Origin of the sequence: Ensifer sp. 4252 (genome assembly GCF_050434565.1) — a bacterium.
Classification (GTDB): Bacteria; Pseudomonadota; Alphaproteobacteria; order Rhizobiales; family Rhizobiaceae; genus Ensifer.
In genome coordinates this window covers 89847-109987 of record NZ_JBNDIU010000009.1, presented here as the reverse complement: position 1 = coordinate 109987, position 20141 = coordinate 89847, and the positions used below count along the sequence as shown (strand labels likewise).

At 56.6% G+C, this 20141-nt stretch carries 17 protein-coding genes; 4 read left to right on the top strand and 13 right to left on the bottom strand.

Translation table 11 applies throughout. The features are described 5' to 3' along the window. Positions 1–50 precede the first annotated feature (50 nt). Positions 51–635 carry a hypothetical protein gene (locus ABIE33_RS18355; protein ID WP_429127698.1) on the top strand — a complete coding sequence of 195 codons (585 nt, stop codon included), beginning with the start codon at positions 51–53 and terminating at the stop codon, positions 633–635. Positions 636–1034: 399 nt separating this feature from the next. Here the strand turns inward: ABIE33_RS18355 and ABIE33_RS18350 are convergent, their stop codons facing one another. The 11 genes from ABIE33_RS18350 to ABIE33_RS18300 form a co-directional block, all read right to left on the bottom strand. Continuing rightward, positions 1035–2291: a glycerate kinase type-2 family protein gene (locus ABIE33_RS18350; protein ID WP_429127695.1), complete on the bottom strand. Its 1257-nt coding sequence runs from the start codon at positions 2289–2291 to the stop codon at positions 1035–1037. 3 nt (positions 2292–2294) lie between these two features. Next, positions 2295–2990, bottom strand: a complete 696-nt coding sequence (gene urtE / locus ABIE33_RS18345; RefSeq protein WP_429127692.1) for an urea ABC transporter ATP-binding subunit UrtE — start codon at positions 2988–2990, stop codon at positions 2295–2297. Continuing rightward, positions 2990–3739 (bottom strand): urea ABC transporter ATP-binding protein UrtD, encoded by a 750-nt coding sequence (urtD, locus tag ABIE33_RS18340; RefSeq protein ID WP_429127690.1) that lies wholly within the window; start codon positions 3737–3739, stop codon positions 2990–2992. Before urtD ends, urtE begins: the two co-directional genes overlap by 1 nt. Further along, complete coding sequence (gene urtC / locus ABIE33_RS18335; protein WP_429127966.1) at positions 3736–4833, bottom strand: urea ABC transporter permease subunit UrtC; 1098 nt, start codon at positions 4831–4833, stop codon at positions 3736–3738. Before urtC ends, urtD begins: the two co-directional genes overlap by 4 nt. A 58-nt stretch (positions 4834–4891) precedes the next feature. Beyond that, entirely contained in the window at positions 4892–5785 is an 894-nt protein-coding gene (gene urtB / locus ABIE33_RS18330) for an urea ABC transporter permease subunit UrtB (RefSeq protein WP_429127688.1), read from the bottom strand. A gap of 53 nt (positions 5786–5838) precedes the next feature. Next, on the bottom strand, positions 5839–7092 hold the full coding sequence (locus ABIE33_RS18325) for a transporter substrate-binding domain-containing protein (protein WP_429127685.1): 1254 nt from the start codon (positions 7090–7092) through the stop codon (positions 5839–5841). A gap of 70 nt (positions 7093–7162) precedes the next feature. After that, a complete protein-coding gene (locus ABIE33_RS18320) occupies positions 7163–8683 on the bottom strand; it encodes an amidase (protein ID WP_429127684.1) in 1521 nt (506 codons plus the stop codon). A gap of 1 nt (position 8684) precedes the next feature. Beyond that, complete coding sequence (locus tag ABIE33_RS18315) at positions 8685–9575, bottom strand: alpha/beta fold hydrolase (RefSeq protein ID WP_429127681.1); 891 nt, start codon at positions 9573–9575, stop codon at positions 8685–8687. Positions 9576–9935: 360 nt separating this feature from the next. Next, the gene (gene pyk / locus ABIE33_RS18310) at positions 9936–11354 is read right to left on the bottom strand and encodes a pyruvate kinase (protein ID WP_429127678.1); all 1419 of its coding nucleotides are present in this window, start codon (positions 11352–11354) and stop codon (positions 9936–9938) included. A gap of 168 nt (positions 11355–11522) precedes the next feature. After that, positions 11523–12389, bottom strand: coding sequence for an enoyl-CoA hydratase (locus ABIE33_RS18305; protein ID WP_429127675.1), 867 nt, complete (start codon positions 12387–12389; stop codon positions 11523–11525). After that, complete coding sequence (locus ABIE33_RS18300) at positions 12386–13678, bottom strand: CaiB/BaiF CoA transferase family protein (protein ID WP_429127673.1); 1293 nt, start codon at positions 13676–13678, stop codon at positions 12386–12388. The genes ABIE33_RS18305 and ABIE33_RS18300 overlap by 4 nt, the downstream gene beginning before the upstream one ends. A gap of 175 nt (positions 13679–13853) precedes the next feature. Between ABIE33_RS18300 and ABIE33_RS18295 the strand changes: the two genes are divergently transcribed. Next, the gene (locus tag ABIE33_RS18295; RefSeq protein ID WP_429127670.1) at positions 13854–14726 is read left to right on the top strand and encodes a LysR family transcriptional regulator; all 873 of its coding nucleotides are present in this window, start codon (positions 13854–13856) and stop codon (positions 14724–14726) included. A gap of 167 nt (positions 14727–14893) precedes the next feature. Here the strand turns inward: ABIE33_RS18295 and ABIE33_RS18290 are convergent, their stop codons facing one another. Beyond that, on the bottom strand, positions 14894–16333 hold the full coding sequence (locus ABIE33_RS18290) for an amidohydrolase (protein ID WP_429127667.1): 1440 nt from the start codon (positions 16331–16333) through the stop codon (positions 14894–14896). A gap of 36 nt (positions 16334–16369) precedes the next feature. Further along, positions 16370–17287 carry a GntR family transcriptional regulator gene (locus tag ABIE33_RS18285; protein ID WP_429127664.1) on the bottom strand — a complete coding sequence of 306 codons (918 nt, stop codon included), beginning with the start codon at positions 17285–17287 and terminating at the stop codon, positions 16370–16372. A 75-nt stretch (positions 17288–17362) separates the two neighbouring features. On the opposite strand from ABIE33_RS18285, the gene ABIE33_RS18280 reads away from it, so the two are divergent. Both ABIE33_RS18280 and ABIE33_RS18275 read left to right on the top strand, forming a co-directional pair. Beyond that, positions 17363–18523 (top strand): C45 family autoproteolytic acyltransferase/hydolase, encoded by a 1161-nt coding sequence (locus ABIE33_RS18280; RefSeq protein ID WP_429127661.1) that lies wholly within the window; start codon positions 17363–17365, stop codon positions 18521–18523. Between the two features lie 46 nt (positions 18524–18569). Then, the gene (locus ABIE33_RS18275) at positions 18570–20141 is read left to right on the top strand and encodes an ABC transporter substrate-binding protein (RefSeq protein WP_429127659.1); all 1572 of its coding nucleotides are present in this window, start codon (positions 18570–18572) and stop codon (positions 20139–20141) included.

Sequence of the window (20141 nt, the reverse complement as noted above, 5' to 3'; positions counted from 1 at the left end):
CGGGGCTCGATACCGCCGGCTCGTACGATGCGTGTTAGGGACTACAAGGCATGAAATCGCGACACCCGAAATTCGTCATTGAATTCAAATCAAGCCGGCGGCAAACAAAGGCGCGCTCGAACTCCATTTGGGGAGATACCGACCTTAAAGCCCTGGCCCGCGAAGTTGAAACAGACTCATCTCAACTGTTTATCGCACCGCATACCGACAGTGCGCCGCCCTTCGCGGACGCCCAGATTTCCGACACGCGCAGCAAACTCGAAGTGCAAAGTGTTTCGGGCTCCATCACAGCCGCTTCGCCCGAGGGTCCTGGCGAAGGATTGGCAAATCCTGAAGAGGGCGTCGGTCTGTCTTCAGTTCCAGAGATTGCGAAGTGTGAACTGGATTCAAAGGTCGCGTCGACGATCGCTCCACCAAAACGTGCCAAACGGGGGCGCATGGTCACGCGCATAGGCGCTCCGAAGCGTATTGGTGTTGAGGTGGATGCACCCACGACACCCGCCGAAATCAATATGATCGACGAAATCGCCGCCCTTGACGCAGAGAACAAGCGCCTGAAGGCCGAGCTGGCCAAGCGGATTCACGCCGAGAACTTGCAACTCAGAATAATGCTTTCCCGATTCATACCCCAGTAGAAAACAGACTGTGACCGCACGACCGGCAATTCGCTGCGCGCGAAAGCCAAAGCCTGCGGCAGACGTTGCCGCTTTTGTTCAGCTGCTTGAGCGCGCGTCTTCGGCGATATGACGATCGGCAAACCAGCGCAACGCTTGCGCCGGCAGCCAATGGCAATGGCAATGGCAATGGCAATGGCAATGGCAATGGCAGATCCACCCTACCCGTTTCCGCGTCAACGCTTCGTCCACAACATGCGCGCAGGTGACCACATATCGGCCCAGCGCTAACCAGCCCGTACCATGGACGGCGCCCCTCATCGCGGATACGGGCGACCGGTTTAGTGTAGTGCAACGTCATGGGAGCGTTCCTTCGCGCAACAACTTCACAATCTTTTGTCCGACGAGAACTCCGAGCGTCTACTCGATAAGAATCGCCCGGAAATCATTGACGTTGACGCCAGTCGGGCCGACAACGAAGAGGTCATTAACCCGCTCAAAAGCCGTCCAGGAATCGTTCTGGAGGAGACACGCACGCGGATCAATACCCGCATCGAGCATTCGTCTCACCGACTTGTCGTCGGCGAACGCACCCGCATTGTCTTCAGAACCATCGATACCATCGGTGTCCGCGATAAGCGCTGTCACGCGGGACACACCGTCCAGCTCAATAGCAAGCGAGAGTGCGAATTCGCTATTTCTTCCGCCTTTTCCATACCCACGCATGCTTACCGTCGTCTCACCACCCGATAGTAGCAGCACTGGTTTCTTAAAGGGGCGGTCCCGTAATGCGATTTCCCTCGCGATGGCGGCATGGACGCCGCCAACAATGCTAGCTTCCCCTTGTATGGAATCCGAGAGGATGATCGCATCAATACCCCTGACCCTAGCTTCGGCCGCCGCAGCCTCGAGCGATCCGGCCGCGGATGCGATCAAAAAGGCTTCATTGCCCTGGAACCGAGGGTCATCCGGGTCAAAGGAGTCGGCCCTTTCCGACCGCAGGTGCATCATGACAGATACCGGCAGATCGATCCGATATTGTTCGATGAAGGCAAGGGCATCCATCCGGGTCGTCCTATCCGCGACCGTTGGCCCAGAAGACACTAGCGAAATGCAATCGCCAGGAATATCCGAGGCAATGAGCGAAACGACCTTGGCGGGGTATGCGCTTGCCGCCAATCCTCCGCCTTTCATTGTCGAGATGTGTTTCCTGATGGCATTCATGACCTCGATCGGCGCGCCCGATCGCAGCAAGGACGTGTTCACGGCTATTTCATCGTTTAATGTGAGGTCACCCCCGGGTGATGGTAGGAGCGCGGAACCGCCGCCGCAGATCAACGCGATGACGAGGTCATCTTTCGTCAGACCTGACACAGCCGAAACGAGGCGTTGTGTGGCCCGCAGACCGGCTGCGTCCGGAATGGGATGGGCGGCTTCAATGACCTCTATCCGTTCAGTTGGCGCGCCGTAGCCATAACGGGTAACGACGACGCCGCTCAAAGGGCCCTCCCATGCTCGTTCCAACGCCGCGGCCATTTGCGCCGCCCCTTTTCCAGCGCCAACCACGATCGTTCGACCTCTTGGCCGTTGTGGCAAAAACCGCGGTATGATGGCGTGCGGATCCGCCGCCCGTACAGCGGCCTGAAAACAATTCACCAGAAGCTCTCGTGCAAGCATCAGTCAGATCACCAAATGACGATGAATAAGGTCGTCTGAGAGGGTGTCCATTTTGCCGGACGCCACAATCCTTCCCTTTTCCATCATTGCGAAAAAATGCCCCGCGCGTCGAGCAAACTCGACATTCTGTTCGACGAGGAGGATCGAGATACCCGCTTCGCTATTTAACTTGACGATGAGGTGCTCGATTTCCGCCACGATGTTTGGCTGAATTCCTTCGGTAGGTTCGTCCATCAGTAGGAGCTTGGGATCCGAAGCCAGCGCGCGCGCGATGGCTAACTGTTGTTGCTGGCCACCTGACAAAAGGCCTCCGGGGCGCTCAAGATTGTCCATGAGGTATGGAAAAAGATCGCCGACGACGTCTGGGATTTTTGTGCGACCATCTGAGCGCGCATAGGTGCCCATCAGGATGTTTTCCTTCACAGAAAAATCCGGAATGATCTCTCTCCCCTGGGGAACATACGCCATGCCGGCACGTGCCCTCTGGTGGCTGGGCTTATGGGCGATTTCCTCGCCAAAGAAATGAATCATTCCAGTGGCGCGGTCGGTCAAACCCATCAAGGTGTTGAACAGCGTCGTCTTACCCGTACCATTCCGCCCCAGCACCACGGTGATATACGGGTGCATCACCGAAAGGGAGACGGAGTGCAAGATATGGCTTCGTCCATAGAAACTATCGAGGTTCGCGAGATGTAGCATCAGTGTATCCTCTGCGTTCCGAGGTAGGCATCCTTGACCTTCTGATCTTGTTCGATCATTGCGATAGAACCTTCCGCCAGCACGCGCCCCATATGCATGACAGTGATGATTTCAGCGATTTCGCGAATGAATGCCATGTCGTGCTCAACAACCAGAATAGTGTGCTTGCCTTTCAAGCGGTTGATGATCTCGGCGGTGCGCTGGGTCTCGGTCTGCGTCATTCCAGCGGTAGGTTCATCCAGCAAAAGGATCTTGGGGTTCTGAACAATCAGCAAGCCAAGTTCCAGCCACTGAGTTTGGCCATGGCTAAGCACTGCCGCCTGGCAATCCGCCTTATCGGAGAGATTGATCATCAGAAGAGTTTCATCCACTCTCGCCTGTTCCTCGTCGCCAAAACGGAAGCCCATATTGGCGAACACGCCCCGTTTTTGACAACTCGCGACAAGAAGGTTCTCGCGTACACTGAGGTCGCGAAATACCGTTGGGATTTGAAACTTTCGGCCTATTCCAGCACGCGCGATCGCGTGCTCATCCCAATTCGTGATCTCGACATCATAGAGTGACACACGGCCCTGGCTGCTTGCCGTCTTGCCGGAGATCAGATCCATCAATGTTGTCTTGCCGGCGCCGTTCGCCCCGAGCAGCACGCGGAGCTCCCCCTCCATAATTTCAGTCGAAACACCGTCGACCGCCTTAAAGCCTGAAAAAGAGACGCCGAGATCCTTGATAGAGAGTGCGACTGGCATCACGCATTCCTCCTTATGAGTGTCGGTTCCTGCCCGGCATTGACATTGGCTGCACCATTTTTGTTGTCCCGGCGCGTCAGACGGTCAGCGATGTCTTTCCCAAGACCGGCAAGTCCGCGAGGAAGGAAGAGGACGACGAGGATGAAAATCAAACCAATGATGGCCTTCCACGCTTCCACGAGGGCGTCGGTCTCGCTTACACCCGCCTCGATGACATTGATCAGGATTGCGCCTATACAAGCGCCTAGCAAGGATGATCGCCCGCCCAGCGCGGCCCATACGACCATAGTGATCGAAAACGACAGGTCGAGAAAAGTTGGTGACGCGAACTCGGTCACCACCACGAACAGCATTCCGGCGATCGCGGCGATGCCTGCTGAGACACAGAAGAAGAACACTTGATATACCGGTACATCAAAGCCAAGATAGCGGGCCCGGTTCTGATCGTCACGAATGGCCTGAAGGATTAGGCCCGCACGCGTTTCAGTTAGCAATCGAGAGCCAACCAACGCGATGCAGCATATAGCGGCGACCAGGTAATAGGTAGTGCTCGAATACGCATCGAACTCGTAGCCACCGACTGTAAGCCAACCAAGATCGGTCAGACCGTTGAAGCCATTGGTAAGCGACTGCATATTGACCACGAGTAGTCGCACCAGAAGGACAAGCGCGAGAGTAACGATCGAGATAAACACCCCGGCGATCCGCTTACGGAACAAAAGATTTCCAAGGAGGTAGGCGACGACGAGCGGCAGCGCGATACCCATGACGATACCAAACGTCTGCGACTGGAACGGCAGCCAGAGAAACGATACCTTGGTGATGCAGCAGAGTTCCGTGGGCGCTCCCGGCTCCGCATTCCAGAGCATGAAATCTGGAATCGGTTTGTCAGAACCCTGCGCCAGGCTTGTCGGGCTCGCGAGCTTCAACGACATTGCCAGCATGTAGGCGCCCATTCCGAAGAACAGCCCCTGTCCCAGATTAAGGATGCCGGCGTAACCCCAAGAAAGCGCGATCGCGATCCCAAGCATGCCGTAGACCAGAAACTTCGCGATGCGGTTTAAACCGAAGTCGTCCAGGAAAAGCGGCAACGCCATGACGACGATAACAAACAGAATATAGCAAAGGACCTCTATTCTTCTCGACGTGATCATCTCAGCGCCCCTTGTAGGAAAACAGGCCCTTCGGCCAATAAGTAATGATTGCGACAACGACAGCGAACACGACAGCCCGCGCCACGACATCGTTAGAGAGAAGGGCAACCATACCGTTGATCTGACCGAGCATCGTTGCCGCCACAACAGAACCCACAAGGCTTCCGACGCCACCGACAACAACGACCAGGAAACCATCCACTACAAGCGATGTCCCCATGTCTGGAAAAACGGTCTTGAAGCCAGCCATCATCACTCCCGCGATCCCAGCAAGTCCGGATCCGTAAGCGAAGGTAAGGGAATTTATCCTGCTCACATCGATACCTGAAGCCGCGGCCATTCGTGGATTTCGCATGATGGCGCGAACCTGCATCCCGATACTGCTGCGATAGAGGATCGCCCACGTGATAGCGGTCAACGCGAGTGTGACTAGAATGATGAACGACCGGTATATGTTGAGATCCAGTCCCGCGATGTTGACGGCACCGATCAGCCACGACGGTAGATCAACTCTTTGAAGACCCGAACCGAGCCCGGCGATGTGGATTCCGAAGAATGACAGACCACCCTCCAGACGCACCGCCTGTTGCAGAAGGATCGAAACCCCCCAGGTCGCCAGAAGCGTATCGAACAATCGTCCGTAAAGCCTTCTCACGATCAGTCGTTCGATAACATATCCCATCAAAGCCGCGGCGACGAAGGCAATAGGTATTGCCACCAGTAGACCGAGGTTGAGCCAGATACGAACCAATACCGCAGTATAGGCACCGATCATTACCATCTCGCCGTGCGCGAGATTGATAACACCCATAGCTCCGTAGGTAATCGCAAGACCGAGAGCTACCAAGAGCAGAATCGAGCCCAGACTCAATCCGATAAATATTGCATCCAACATGACGACACCCAATCTGTTGGCCGGCTGCCCACTGGGGCAGCCAGCAGCCTGAACTAGATTTTCAACTTCGCCGGATCGAGACCCTTCTGAGTGCAGAAGAGATTTGACGTCGTCTCGCCATAGGCGGCATAGGGCAGTGGCATGATCGGTTCTTTGAACTCATCGACGATCTTGCCCTGGCCATCGGCCTGCCATTGGGCGATACGGGGTGTGAGCCACGTATGCAGGTTCTGTGGTTCAATCTTCACACGACCGTCCGGTGCATCGAACTCCTGACCGCGGATGGCCTCGCGGATGGGGTCTGGAGAAATGTCGCCGGCCTTTTCAACCGCCTGCTTCCAAAGGAACACGGTTGTATAGGCACACTCCATGGCGTGATGGGTGACCGCCTTGGGGTCGTTCACGAACTTCCGGTAGCGATCGATGAATGAATGGTTGGCATCAGTGTCAATCGCCTGGAAATAGGGAAATGACGTGTAGCCGCCGACAGCATACTCGGCGCCCATAGCGGCAATTTCTATTTCGGATGTAACCGTGGCGCAGATTGGAAGTTTGTCGTGCGTCAGCCCCTGGTTCTTGTACTCGCGGTAGAAGGCCACAACCGAGTCACCGACGACATTCGAAAGAACAGCGTCGCAACCAGAGTTTTTGATCTTGTTCACCATGGCGCCCCATTCGGAGTCGCCCAGCTCAAGATGTTCGTCCGCCACCCATTCGGCGCCGTTTTCCTCAATCAAGATCTTGCAGACCTTGGACATTTCCTGAGGATAGATATAGTTGGAGCCGACGATAAAGAACTTCTTCTTGCCGAGAGTTTTGATAATCCAGGGAATAAAGTTCGACAATTGCTGGTTTGGTACAGCGCCGCCATAGATGACGTTGTCCGAGCATTCGTACCCTTCATAGTAAGTTGGGTAGAAGAACAGACTGTTGCGTCTTTCGAAGATGGGCAAAACAGCTTTTCTGCTCGCGGACGTCAGGCCGCCAAAGACAGTTCCGAGACGGTCCCGCACGACGAGCTTCGACGCTTTTTCGGCGTAGGTCTTTGGATCCGACGCCCCATCTTCTTGAATAGCTTTGATTTGTTTACCAAGGACACCGCCTTGGGCGTTAATCTCGGCGATTGCCATAAGGGTCGCATCCGCCAGAGACTTCTCGATGATGGATGTTCCGCCCGTCAGTGAGAACACAACCCCCACATCGATCGTATCCGCTGCCATGGCGCCTTTAGTGAAGAATGTCGGCGTAGCCAGCGCACCCGCGGTCGCGGCACTGATCTTTAGAAATTGGCGTTTGGTCGTAAGCATGATCATATCCCTTTTTGCGATATGCTCCTCCCGCTTCGCCTAGAGCGGGCGGGAGGTGCTTCCAAAGACGTTAACGGCTGACCTCATAGGCGTGGGCGGCCCGCAAAACGGTCGTTTCATCGAACGCTCGACCGGTGAACATCAGGCCGACGGGCATACCGCTGACGTCACGGCAAGGAACCGAGATCGACGGATGGCCGGTCAAATCGAAGGTCGCCGTGTTCCAAAGCATGTTGAGTGCTTGCGAAATATGCGCGCGGCGATCGACTTCCGGACTTGGAAGCACTTCGTGCGCAGTTTGGGGCGTAGTGGGCATGACCACGAGGTCATACTTGGAGAGCACCTGATCATAGGCGCTCGTCAGCCGGCGCGAGAGGTTCTGCGCGCGACCATAGAAGACACCGTGATATTGCTGCTTCATATACGCCGCCAAAATCACTCCGACCTTCGTCGTCGGCGAAAAGTCTCCGCCATTTGTCTTCATAGCCTTCGACATCGCCGCCATCTGCCGCGTGTTGTACCAGGCCTTGGTGCCATAAGGGGCAAGACCGTGATTGAACGCGTCCAGGCCGCCCTCAACCGCGACGGCTGTCCAAATCGGCATGACAGTACGATGCTCGGGCACGGATACCGTTTCGATGATGGCGCCAAGGCCACGCAAGTGCTCGATAGCTTTGAGTACCGTGCTATTGACGTATTCCATCGACTCGGGAGTGTGGAAACCTTCTTCGACCACGGCGATACGCATGCCCTTGATCGATCCCGTCAGAGCGCCGCTGTAATCCTGGCGTTCAATTTGCGTTGGTTGACGCGGGTCGGCACTGGTTTCGTCCTTGCCCGCGATAACCGACAGGAACAGTGCGGCATCTTCGACGGTACGCGTCATCGGACCGATATGGTCAATGGTCGGGTCAAAGCCGGCAATTCCCGTGTAGGGAACCAGTCCATGTGTGGCCTTCAATCCGACGATGCCGGACCAGGAGGCGGGCATACGGATCGATCCGCCCTGATCTCCCCCAAGAGCCATATCAACGAGGCCGGTGGCAACGGCGGACGCCGAGCCGCATGACGAACCGCCAGCCAGATACTTGGGATCGGCGGGGTTCAACCCCGGGCCATACGCGCTCGTGTGCCCGGCGCCTGAAAACGAAAAATCGTCTGTGTTGAGCATGGCGGTAATGTGCCCACCTGCTTCAAGGATACGCTTGACCACCGTCGCGTCGATATCCGGTGTGTAGTCATAGAGAAGTCGCGATGCGGCGGTCGTCGGGATCCCCGCGACGCTGACCGTGTCCTTGATGCCAATTCTCTTGCCGGACAGCGGCCCTTTCGTCCTGTCGACGGCCTTGACGTCCACATACCGAACGATAGCATTTAGAGGATCCTCGTTGCGAGTTGGTCGCGCGCCTGGAATTCGCACAGCCGGCGTAATCTCACGCACCGGGTCCGGCATTTGGTCGAGCTCGTCATAGGTGTCCAGATTGAGATTGACCAACTCATGGATTACGTCGAGTTCGGCCTCCGTCAAATTGACGTTGGTCTGGCTGCTCAACGTGATGATGTCTTGGCGTGATGGTCTGCGCAGAGTCATTTCATTCCCCTTTTTTGGTTGGTTGAAGCAAGAAATCAGTCAACAGCTGAAGCGTCTCTTCAGGCGCCTCCTCGGCGAGGAAATGGCCGCAGGCCAATCCCGCACCTTGAACATCGTCCGCTCTTTCACGCCAAGCATCGACGACGTCGAATAGTTGCCCCACCACGCCCAGTTTGCCCCAAAGGACCAAGAGCGGATGTGGTATCTTCCTGTGTGCATCGGCGGCGTCATGCTCAAGATCAATAGTCGCGGACGCCCGGTAATCCTCACAGGACGCGTGGATGGCCTCGGGGTCGCGAAAGTGGCGTACGTATTCAGCGATAGCTTCCTGCGAAAAAGCATCGGGCACGCGGCTCCAGGCTTTCAGCTTGTGTATCAAGTAGTAGTCCGGAGCGAGCCCGATCAGATGTTCAGGCAGGTCAAACGGCTGAATTAGAAAGTACCAGTGGTAGTACGCGGTCGCGAAACGCTTGTCTGACATCGCATACATCGTCTCGGTCGGCGCGATATCCAGCAATGCCATCCGATCCACGACACCAGGATGATCAAGCGCCATACGGTGTGCGACCCGCGCTCCACGATCGTGACCAACGACCGAGAACCTGTCGAAAGCCAGCGCCCGCATCAACTCCACCTGGTCCAGCGCCATGACGCGTTTGGAATAGTTGACGTGCCCAACTCCGCCTTCCGGCTTCTCCGACTTTCCGTAGCCGCGAAGATCGCTCGCCACGACCGTGAAGTGTTCTGCAAGCCGCGGCGCTATTTTATGCCACATAGCATTGGTCTGCGGGTAACCGTGCATAAGCAGCAAAGGAGGTCCATTGCCCGCAATCGCGGCATTAATTCTAATGCCGTCGACGTCTACAGCAATGTCCCTAAACCCAGAAAGCATCTCTTTCTCCCTTGCTTATGGTGTGAGTTTAGGGCGGGTTTTCTTATTGTAGAAATGAATTATTACAATAAGATCTATTCATTATTCCGTTATATGAGCGCGAACGGGAGCACTGACAATCGCCTTAAGTGATTGATCTCAAACAGGAGCCCCGGGCTGGTTGCGTTTCACTGGAGACGCCGATCGCAGACCATCTGGAATTTTGCGCTGTGAGGCAGGGATGAAGGACCTAGTGACCCCGCATGCCGTGATGGCAGTTCCCAGCGGTCCAAATACCGATGATTTTATTTTGCCAGAAACAGCATGTGCACGCGGGGTTTACAACAGGCCCTGGCGCCGTGTCACATGCCGTTTGGTCCTTCATTGAAGATGGGCAATCCGGAGCATGTTGGTCGCACCAGGTGTACCCAAGGGGATACCGGCGGAGATAATGATGCGATCGCCCGGCCCAGCGAAACCTTCGTCGCAGACAATACGGCAAGCCTTGCTGACCATACCGTCGAGATCGATCGCGTCGCCTGCTACGACGCAGTGCAAACCCCACACAATCGCCAGGCGGCGGGCCGTGGTGAGGATCGGCGACAACGCGAGGATAGGCACATTCGGACGCTCGCGTGAGGCGCGAAGGCCGGTCGCGCCTGAGGAGGTGTACCACACGATGGCAGACAGCTTCAGCGTCTCGGCAATCTGGCGCGCGGCAAGCGAAACCGCGTCAGCGCTGGTCGCCTCAGGTTGAGCGCGCTGCGCGTAGATGATGCCCGGATAATACGGCCCGCGCTCGACCTCGGTTGCGATTGAAGCCATTGTTGCGACAGCCTCCACCGGATAGTCGCCCGAAGCGGATTCGGCGGACAGCATGATTGCGTCTGCGCCTTCAAATACAGCCGTTGCAACGTCGGACACTTCAGCGCGGGTTGGCACTGGAGCCGTGATCATCGATTCCAACATTTGCGTGGCAACGACGACCGGCTTTCCCGCAACGCGGCAGGCTCGGATCAACTGCTTCTGGAGGCCGGGAACGGATTCCAGCGGCATTTCGACGCCGAGGTCGCCTCGCGCCACCATCAGCGCGTCGGACAGCGCGATGATTTCCTCGATGCGCTCAATCGCTTGCGGCCTTTCGATCTTTGACATTATGCCGACGCGGCCCTTGGCGATCTTGCTCACCTCGGCAACGTCTTCCGGGCGCTGCACGAAGGAGAGTGCCACCCAATCGACATTGTTGGTCGCAAGAACGGCATCCAGATCCACCCGATCCTTAGCCGTCAGAACGCCGACGGTCAGCAGCGAGTCGGGAAGGCTGACGCCCTTTCGGTCGGAAATCCTTGTGCCGGCAATGACCGTCGCGACGATGCTGTCGCCGTCGCATTTTTCAGCGCGAAGGGTAAGCTTGCCGTCGTCGATCAACAGGCGATGGCCCGGCTTGACCGCTTCGAGGATCTCCGGATGCGGCAAGAAAACGCGCGTTGCGTCGCCGGCCGCCAGGTTCCTGTCGAGTGTAAAGGTCTGGCCCACCTTCAGTTCCACCTTGCCCTCGGCAAACTGACCTACACGCAGCTTTGGGCCCTGCAGATCGGCGAGAATACCAATTGGGCGGCCGGAGCGCGCTTCGACGGAGCGGATACGCCGGATCAGACTGCGCATCAAGTCATGGCTGGCATGGCTCATGTTGATGCGGAAAACATCAGCACCGGCCACATGCAGCTTTTCGATCATCGCTTCGTCGCTGGAGGATGGTCCAAGGGTAGCAAGTATTTTAACGTTGCGATGACGCTTCATCAGCGGCTTCCTCATAGTGTCTTGCAGACGCACCGAGAGTGCCCGGCAATGCCAGCGGAGCGCGTGCTCATTTATTGGTGAAGGAATATGCGGAGATGAGGTCGCTTTGCGAGCTTACCATATCGAGAGCTCCCGCCCGGCGGACGAGCGACCGCGCGATGACCGCCTCTACTTGTTTCTGAAAACGGGAGCCCGTTTATTCAGAAAAGCCACCATCCCTTCTTTCTGCCCTTCTGTTGAGAAGGCTGCCTGGAAAAGAAGTCGCTCATACTTCAGTCCTTCAGAGAGCGGGCTTTCGTACGCGCGATTTACGGCCTGCTTTGCCATGCGAACAGCGGGCGCATTGTAGGATGCGATTGTATGGGCGGCTTCCAAAGCCGTCTGAAGCAGGTCTGTTGCGGCAACGACACGGGCGACAATCCCGACCTGCCTCGCCTCCTCGGCGCCGATATTGCGCCCGGTCAGTATCATATCCATCGCGAGAGATTTTCCGACAGCTCGCGTCAATCGCTGAGATCCACCGATACCCGGAAGGATCCCCAACTTTATCTCCGGCTGACCGAATTGAGCATCGTCCGACGCGATAATGAAATCGCATGCAAGGGCAAGCTCACAGCCGCCGCCCAATGCATAGCCGCTCACAGCGGCGACAATAGGTTTCGCTATATTGGCGATCTCATCCCACGACGCCAAAAAATCCCTCATGTAAAATTCACTGAAGGATTTCTCGACCATTTCCTCGATATCGGCACCCGCCGCGAATGCGCGAACGCTTCCCGAAATTACGGTCGCGCCAATGCGCTCGTCGCGATCGAATTCCTTCAGCGCATCCAACAGCTCTTCGCCGACTTGGCTACTCAGTGCGTTGAGTGTTTTTGGACGGTTCAGCGTAACTAGACCAACCCTTTCCCGTGTCTCGACGATGATCGTTTCATACTTTGCAGCCACGACCGCAGGCGTGTCTCGGCTATTAGCTTTTGCCTCGGCACGCGATGCGCGATCCTCATGTTGTTGGTTGGAAACGGTTGATGTCATTCCGCATCTTCTCCTTTGAACCCTTGATTGAGCCGAGCGGACGACTCCCTGCTCATTACGCTATGGCGGGCACTGTCGTCTGCTGTTTCCGCACTGGCATACGCGCCGCTGGCGGACATTAATTCGGAGAGAATGGCTTCTCGGTGCTCATTTAGCCCTGGCGCGCGCAAAGGAACGGATGGGTCCGGTTCGGCATAGCCCCCGATCTTTATGGGATTGCCGGCGGTCCGGAATGTCGCGGGTCCCTGGCCCTGGATGCTGACGATCATGTTGCGCGCGACCAACTGCGGATGGTCGAGCAGTTTATCGATCGTATTGATTGGAGCGCACGGTACGCCCGCCCCGTTCAATTCGTCGATCCAAGACGCGACAGAACGCTTTTTGGTGAGCGCCTCGATCGCCTCGACCATCACGGGCCGATTTCGGCACCGAAGGTCGTTCGTTGCGAACTGGGGATCGATGGCCAATTCTGGCGCACCGAGCGCATCCGCGAGCAACATGAACAATGTATCATTGCCAGCGGCGATGATCATTCGACCGTCGCTCGCTGCGAAGCTCTCGAATGGAGCAAGAGACGGATGGCCGTCCCCTGTCCTCGTCGGCACCATGCCTTCCACATCAAAACGCGCCAAGGCCGTCTCCATGAGCGCGGCCTGGCAGTCTAGCATCCCGATATCAACTTGAGCGCCCTGCGCATTCTTTGTACGCTTCAACAGGGCCGATACGATCCCCACCGTGGCGAACAGCGCCGCCCCAAGGTCTCCAAAGCTCGTTCCAACACGAGACGGCGGGCCATCCGGCCAACCTGTTAAGCTCATGACTCCACCCATGGCTTGTACCACCATGTCATAGCCTGGAAGGCCGCTTAATGGGCCGGTGTGCCCAAAACCGGAAATTGAAGCATAGACGATATGCGGATGCGTTTTCGCCAAACGTTCAGCGCCATAGCCGAGCCTATCAAGAACACCCGGTCGGAAATTCTCGACAACAACATCAGCGGTGCTCAGTAGCCGTTCGAGAAGCTCGCGATCCCGGGGAGATTTGATATCCAGGACGATACTCTCCTTGCCCCGATTGAAGCACATGAAGTAAGCGGATTCGCCCTCAAGAAACGGACCGAAGGCGCGAGTATCATCGCCGCTGCCGACCTTCTCGATTTTGATAACGCGAGCTCCAAGGTCGGCAAGGATCATAGTGCAGTAGGGGCCCGCCAACACGCGAGAGAAGTCGAGCACCGTTACTCCTGAGAGTGGTCCCTTATCCGCGGAACTGGTTGCTTTCGTATTCATTACCGCCTCCAGATTGAATTGGCATGCTCGCGCTGCTGAGGCTCGTTCGCCGACGCCGACCTTTGCGAGAAAGCCCACCTCATCCCCGCGGAACGTAGACGGTAGTTTTTCATTGCGGAAATGAATTTATTCAATATAACTTATTAACAACGCCGTTTTATGGGAGGAGCGCGCTATGTTCGAAACTGAACTCTTGCGAACGTTTGTGACCGTCGCTGAGTGTGGCGGTTTTAGCCGCGCCGCGGAGCGTCTGAATTCAACCCAATCGACGGTTAGCCACCAGATCAAGCGGTTGGAGATGCAGGCTGCCCGCACGTTTCTGCGCCGCACAACGCGAGCTATCGCCCTAACGGAGGACGGGGAGATCATGATCGACTACGCACGAAAGTTCCTTCGGCTGGCCGACGACGCGAAGCAACATTTCAACGCCCCTAAACTAGAGGGGCAGGTGCGTTTGGGCGCCTCCGACGACTTCGCGACCTATTCGCTTCCGCAGGTTCTTGCCCGGTTCAAACGGATCCATCCCAATGTGCGCCTATCCGTCGACGTCGGACTGAGTGGTAATCTTGTGGAGCGGCTGGATGCAGGCGACTTCGATCTTGTGCTCGGAAAACGCAAAATCGGTGACGAACAGGGGGAGTTTGTGTTTCGCGAGAAACTTGTCTGGGTCGCGTCGCCGGATTTTAAGCTGGCATCTGATGAGCCGGTTCCCCTCGCCGTTTACCCAAAGCCATGTCTCTATCGATGCATAGCGGTTGACGAACTCAATCGTGCTGGGCGCGATTGGAATGTCGTTTACACATCGCCGTCGTTATCTGGAATCAGGGCGGCGGCGATAGCTGGGATCGCGGTCACTCCGTTAGCCGCAAACTTCACGACGCCTGAACTGGTCCCGCTGACGACCGGTGAGAACCTGCCTGAATTACCGCAAGTGGAATTTGCTCTGTTCCGAAAAAAAGGACGCGAGACGAAAGCAAGCAGAGCACTAGCTGACCTATTGTTGAGATCGGAAGGTCTTGGGAGACCGCAGGGTCGGCTAATTGTGTGAGCCGAAGCGGGTAGAGGAACGGGTTCGGCACGGACACCCTGCATACTCCTAGGGAGACGTGTTCACGCCCCACATCCACAATTTGAGCAATAGCGTGTGCTCCCGCGTCAGCGAGGGCACCTCCCACGCTTGTAAATTTCCGCGGCCGGTGCCCTTGGTAGCTGGTCTCAGTCGAGGGCGCGAGGAAGCGCCGGCATGACTTCTGGACCAAGCGGATTGACGAACGGGTTGTTCGCGCGGAATGCCAAGTGTTCCGCGTTCGCCTGTTCTAACATCGCCTCGTCCTCGATCAATCTGGCTGCCACGCTTGCCATCGCCTTTGCCGCAAGCCTTAGCCCCTTGTGAGCGGCACTCGCCTTTCCCTGCGCAACAAGCTGCCAGGAATGTCCAGGGGTTCCAATCGCGTAGGAGGCCACGCGGCATTGGACCGTTGGGACCGCCCAGCTGACAGACCCCACGTCAGTGGATCCGACGGCGTGATCACTGCCGGAACCCAACGGATAGATGGACCGGCTCAAAGCCTCTTCTTTCGTTTGGATCAATCCGAACCGACCATAAGATGCAGCGACATCCTTGTTCGAGAACGTCTTCTGTATTTCGGCGGCGAAACTTTCGTCCGCATCATCGAAGTCGGGACCGCCGAGTGCTTCAAGGATCTCGTGCATAGCGCGTTCAAGAACGGGGCTGGCGACGAGGTTGGCGTCTCCACTAATCTGACGACGCTCGACGCTTGTACCTGTCATCATGGCGGCACCACCCGCGATCTCATTTACCCGGCCGACCAGATCCCACATTTCGCCAAGGCTACTCGAGCGGACAAGGAGGCGGTTCTGAGCGAAAGCCTGGACCACATTCGGAGCGGGGCCGCCAGCATCCGTGATTGCGTAATGAACACGGGCTGTCGAGGACATATGTTCGCGTAGGTAGTTGATGCCGATGTGCATCAACTCCAACGCATCCAGTGCGCTGCGGCCGAGTTGGGGAGCGATTGACGCGTGGGACGCGCGGCCGGTGAAACTATACTGGAGTTCAGCGCAGGCAAGGGAAAACGGTCTGTTAACTCCCGTGAACGCTGCCGGGTGCCAACACAGGCTGGCATCGACATCGTCAAAGAGTCCAGCGCGAACCATGAACCCCTTGGCAGAACCGCCCTCCTCTGCAGGGCATCCATAGTAGCGGACGCGGCCGGAGATCCCCTTCGAGGCGAGGTAGTCTTTCACGGCAATAGCGGCAAGAAGGGATCCCGCCCCTAAGATATTGTGCCCACAACCATGACCGTTTCCGCCCTCGGTCGCCTCCCTTTTCTCCGCGACGCCAGCCAGTTGGCTCAGGCCAGGCAGAGCGTCGTATTCGCCCAAGATAGCAATCACGGGCCCCGAGTCACCAGCCTCCGCGATAAAAGCGGTTGGTATTCCCGCAATACCGGTTTGAAACGAGAATTCTTCACGCTTCAGAAGTTCGAGGTGGGCCTCGCTAGACCTCACCTCTTCGAAATTGACCTCAGGCGTGTCCCATACCTTATCGCTGAGAGCACAGGCCTCCGCGGACTTCCTGTCCACGAAATCGTTGATAATCCGGTTAATCACAAGCACGACACCTTTCCACATGCGGAGTTTCGTATTTGGTTTAAACAAAACTCAGTATCAGGTGTCCGCTTGGCCCGTTACGCGACTGGCATCCGTCAGGTGCTTCTTCATTAGGAGCGAGGCCATCTCATGGTCGCCTTCGTCGAAACGATCAAGCATCTCAAGGTGCTCTTGGCAGTTTGTTTGGACACGCACCGCTCCATGTCTCCAATTGTAATTGGAGAGCCGGCGCAGCTGATTTTGCCTGTGCATGGCATCAGCCAGATATCGGTTGCCAGAAGCGTCACTGATACCTTGGTGGAATTCAGCGTTCATCTCGAAAAACGCGACACTGGAACTCTCCACCCACTCAGCTCGCATCATTCGCGTGTGTCGCTCGCGCATCATTGCGATCCAGCCGCCATCGAGGTGGAATTCCGGCTCCAGAATTGCCGCGCACTCGATCAGGATACGGAAACGAAAGCTCTCAGCTCTCGCTTTCGCATCCCGAACCGCGACCGTAAATTCCCATCCATAGCCTGAACGGCGCCGGACCATTCCGAGGTTTTCTAGACTTGTAAGCGCCTGGCGAACCTGAGGCCGATCTGCGGCCGTCATACGCATGACTTCGGCTTCGGTGAAGGCGTCTTTCAGTTCTCCATCGCGTCGAAATCTTGCGATCACGACTAAAAGGTCCTCGCCTGGCTCCTGAATTCTTGTGACCGTCGCGGGCGGCAGTTCGACAAGGATCATACCTCGGTTCGGTTGATACTCGAGAATTCCCTCTGATTGAAGGCGAGCAAGTGCAGCACGCACGGGTGAGCGAGAGACTTTCAGTCGCTCGGCCAGCAAGCTTTCATTTAACCGGTCTCCAGGCGCCAGCTGATCCTCATGCACAAGGCCAATGATCCGACGGGCGAGCGGATCTTGCAGTGATAAGCGCGGTTCCGACATTTTTCCCTTGCCATTCTGCGTGTAATCGTTTTTGTTGTTCACAAAATACACCTTTCAATCATTTACGCAAGACCGTTTCAAAGGCGGCCCTGCGGATTCAAACTCTGGATGAGCGTAATGTCGATGCCTCTTGATTGTCCTTTAATTGAAGTCTCTGGAACTCCGCTTGAGCGGGGCCGACAGTACGGCGAACAGGCGGTTGATCGCGTCAGGAAGGGCGTGGGGCACTACTCCGAACAAATACAGCGAAACGGCCTCAGCCAAATGGATCTTGAGGCAATCACCGACAAGTTCGCAGGCTCGATCGCGACTTTCGGGCAACACTACATCGATGAGATGAAGGGTATTGCGGAAGGTGCGGGGATCAGCTTCACGGACGTGATGCTTTTGAACGCGCGGACGGAAGTCCTGAAGATGGCTCACCGCCGTCAGAAGGGCGCCGGTGACTTTATTGATCCCGACGGCTGCACCGGTGTGCTCGTTCTGCCCAGCGCTTCAAACGACGGGAAGCTTATCCACGCTCAGAACTGGGACTGGAAGGCCGAGTGCGCCGAAACCGCTGTCGTCCTGAAAATTCGCCGTGACGATGGCCCAGACATTATCACCTTCACAGAAGCTGGGGGATTGGCTCGCACAGGGTTCAATTCGGCGGGCATTTCCATATCGGGCAATTATTTGGAATCGGATCGCGACTATCGCACGCTTGGCGTGCCATTAAGCGTTATCCGGCGAAATATGCTTGAGCAGAGACAGCTGGCCTTGGCCATGCAGTCGGTCTACGCCACTGCGAAGTCGGCCTCCAACAACATCATCATGGGACATGTCCACGGCTTTGGATTGAATTTCGAATGTGCGCCTAACGAGTCATTCCTCGTCCATCCGACGGATGGTTTGATCGTTCACGCGAACCACTTTCAGAGTCCGGTAGCACTTGCAAAACTCAAGGATTGCGGCATTGCGAACATGCCCGACTCGCTCTATCGCGACACGCGTGTTCATGAACTGCTGCGCGACAAGGTCGGCTCGATTACGGTGGAGCACGTCAAGAAGGCGCTGTGGGATGATTTTGAATCTCCCTTCGCGGTTTGCCGCCCTCCGCGTAAGTCGATGTCGAACAACCTGACAGCTACGGTCGCGATGATCGTCATGCAGCCGGCAACCGGGACCCTGCAGGTCTCCATTCTGCCTGCTCTCAACACGTCCTTCTTCGATTACTCGCTGACGATGGACGTGCAGGCAATCAACCAAGATGGCCGCCACCAGGTGGAGGCGGCGTAAATCAGATCAGGCGACTGATACCGCCGACAAAAAAGGGGAATTAGGAATGAAAATGAGATCGTCGATCGCCATCGCGTCCCTTGCCGCTCTTCTGGCTGGGGGCGTCACGTCGCCAGGCATGGCGCTGGAGGGAACACTACGCATCCGCATGAACGCGGATATTCGCAGCACTGACCCCGGCTTCAATAGGGACGCCAACACCGACGCCGTCGTGGGCCACATCGTGGAAGGCCTAGTCGGATACAAGGATGATGCCAGCGTGGCGCCACTCCTTGCAAAAACAATCCACGTCTCCCAGGACGGGTTAACCTATACGTTCAAGCTCCGCGACAACGTCACCTTCAGCAATGGTGAGAAACTGACATCAAGTGACGTGTTATTTGCTTGGCAGCGCTATTCGGCGCCGGAGAATGGCTGGCGCTGCTTGCCTGATGTCACGGGCAAGGGGGTGGCGAAAGTCACAAGCGTCTCGGCGCCTGACGCCTCGACCATAGTGTTCACCTTGGACAAGCCTTCGGCGCTTTTCCTTACAACCCTGGCTCGGCCAGACTGCGGTCAAACGGGAATTTATCATCGGTCCTCAATTGGCCCCGACGGAAAATGGATAGCTCCGATTGGAACCGGCCCATTCACTTTGTCTGAATGGCGAACCGGCCAGTTTATCGAGCTCAAAGCCAATCCGTCCTACTCGCCGATCGAAGGACCAGTGAGCGGCTACGTTGGCAACAAACAACCCCGCGTGGAGACCGTCCGATTTGTGATCGTGCCTGACGACTCGGCCGCCAAGGCGGCGTTGTTCACGGGGGATCTTGACGTGATCCCCGACGTCGACAACACCGACGTCGCCGATCTGAAAGCAAATGAAACTTTGGACCTACAGGGCCGCCCCGGCATGGGGCTGACTGCTCTTCTGTTTCAAACCAAGGACCCGTTGCTGTCCGATGTTCGGATTCGCAAAGCCTTGATGCTTTCGCTGGATCTGCCTCAACTCGCCGACGTGGTGAGCGGAGGGCAAGCAAAGGCCAGCAGTTCGGTCATTCCTCAACCGAGCCCCTATTTCTCGAAGGCGCAGTCGCAGGTTCCGGCACGCGATATCGCCGCCGCCAAAGCTCTGCTTGCCGAAGCGGGGTATAACGGACAGCCGATCACGTGGTTGACCACGGAGTTCTATCCGCAACTGTTCTCGGCGGCGGTTTTGGTGCAGGCAATGGTCGCCGAGGCTGGCATCAACATTCAAATCGAGACACTTGATTGGGCGACTTTGCTCGATCGCTACACTGCTGGTCGGTATACGGCGATGTCTTTCCTCTATTCGGCCCGCTTGGATCCATCGCTGTCGTACGACATGGTGAGTGGAGATAAGTCAGCGCAGCCCAATAAGGTCTGGGACAACGCGCAGGGCCGCGAACTCATGGCGCAAGCAAGGGTGATCTCGGACCCTGCAAAACGACAGCCAATTTTTGATAGGCTTGAGGACATGATCCGGGCCGACGTCCCACTGGTTGTTCTTTATTCCGGCACACGGATCATCGCCGTTCGTAAAGGTGTTGAGGGTTTTGCCATCTGGCCCCTCGGTCTGCCACGCGCTTGGGGCGTCTCCGTGATTGAGGGAAAATAG

Bases quoted from the DNA above. Each gene is read 5' to 3' on its own strand.
- ABIE33_RS18355 (WP_429127698.1), top strand. From the start codon at position 51: ATGAAATCGCGACACCCGAAATTCGTCATTGAATTCAAATCAAGCCGG.
- ABIE33_RS18350 (WP_429127695.1), bottom strand. From the start codon at position 2,291: ATGCTTGCACGAGAGCTTCTGGTGAATTGTTTTCAGGCCGCTGTACGG.
- urtE (WP_429127692.1), bottom strand. From the start codon at position 2,990: ATGCTACATCTCGCGAACCTCGATAGTTTCTATGGACGAAGCCATATC.
- urtC (WP_429127966.1), bottom strand. From the start codon at position 4,833: ATGGCGTTGCCGCTTTTCCTGGACGACTTCGGTTTAAACCGCATCGCG.
- urtB (WP_429127688.1), bottom strand. From the start codon at position 5,785: ATGTTGGATGCAATATTTATCGGATTGAGTCTGGGCTCGATTCTGCTC.
- ABIE33_RS18325 (WP_429127685.1), bottom strand. From the start codon at position 7,092: ATGCTTACGACCAAACGCCAATTTCTAAAGATCAGTGCCGCGACCGCG.
- ABIE33_RS18320 (WP_429127684.1), bottom strand. From the start codon at position 8,683: ATGACTCTGCGCAGACCATCACGCCAAGACATCATCACGTTGAGCAGC.
- ABIE33_RS18315 (WP_429127681.1), bottom strand. From the start codon at position 9,575: ATGCTTTCTGGGTTTAGGGACATTGCTGTAGACGTCGACGGCATTAGA.
- pyk (WP_429127678.1), bottom strand. From the start codon at position 11,354: ATGAAGCGTCATCGCAACGTTAAAATACTTGCTACCCTTGGACCATCC.
- ABIE33_RS18305 (WP_429127675.1), bottom strand. From the start codon at position 12,389: ATGACATCAACCGTTTCCAACCAACAACATGAGGATCGCGCATCGCGT.
- ABIE33_RS18300 (WP_429127673.1), bottom strand. From the start codon at position 13,678: ATGAATACGAAAGCAACCAGTTCCGCGGATAAGGGACCACTCTCAGGA.
- ABIE33_RS18295 (WP_429127670.1), top strand. From the start codon at position 13,854: ATGTTCGAAACTGAACTCTTGCGAACGTTTGTGACCGTCGCTGAGTGT.
- ABIE33_RS18290 (WP_429127667.1), bottom strand. From the start codon at position 16,333: ATGTGGAAAGGTGTCGTGCTTGTGATTAACCGGATTATCAACGATTTC.
- ABIE33_RS18280 (WP_429127661.1), top strand. From the start codon at position 17,363: ATGTCGATGCCTCTTGATTGTCCTTTAATTGAAGTCTCTGGAACTCCG.
- ABIE33_RS18275 (WP_429127659.1), top strand. From the start codon at position 18,570: ATGAAAATGAGATCGTCGATCGCCATCGCGTCCCTTGCCGCTCTTCTG.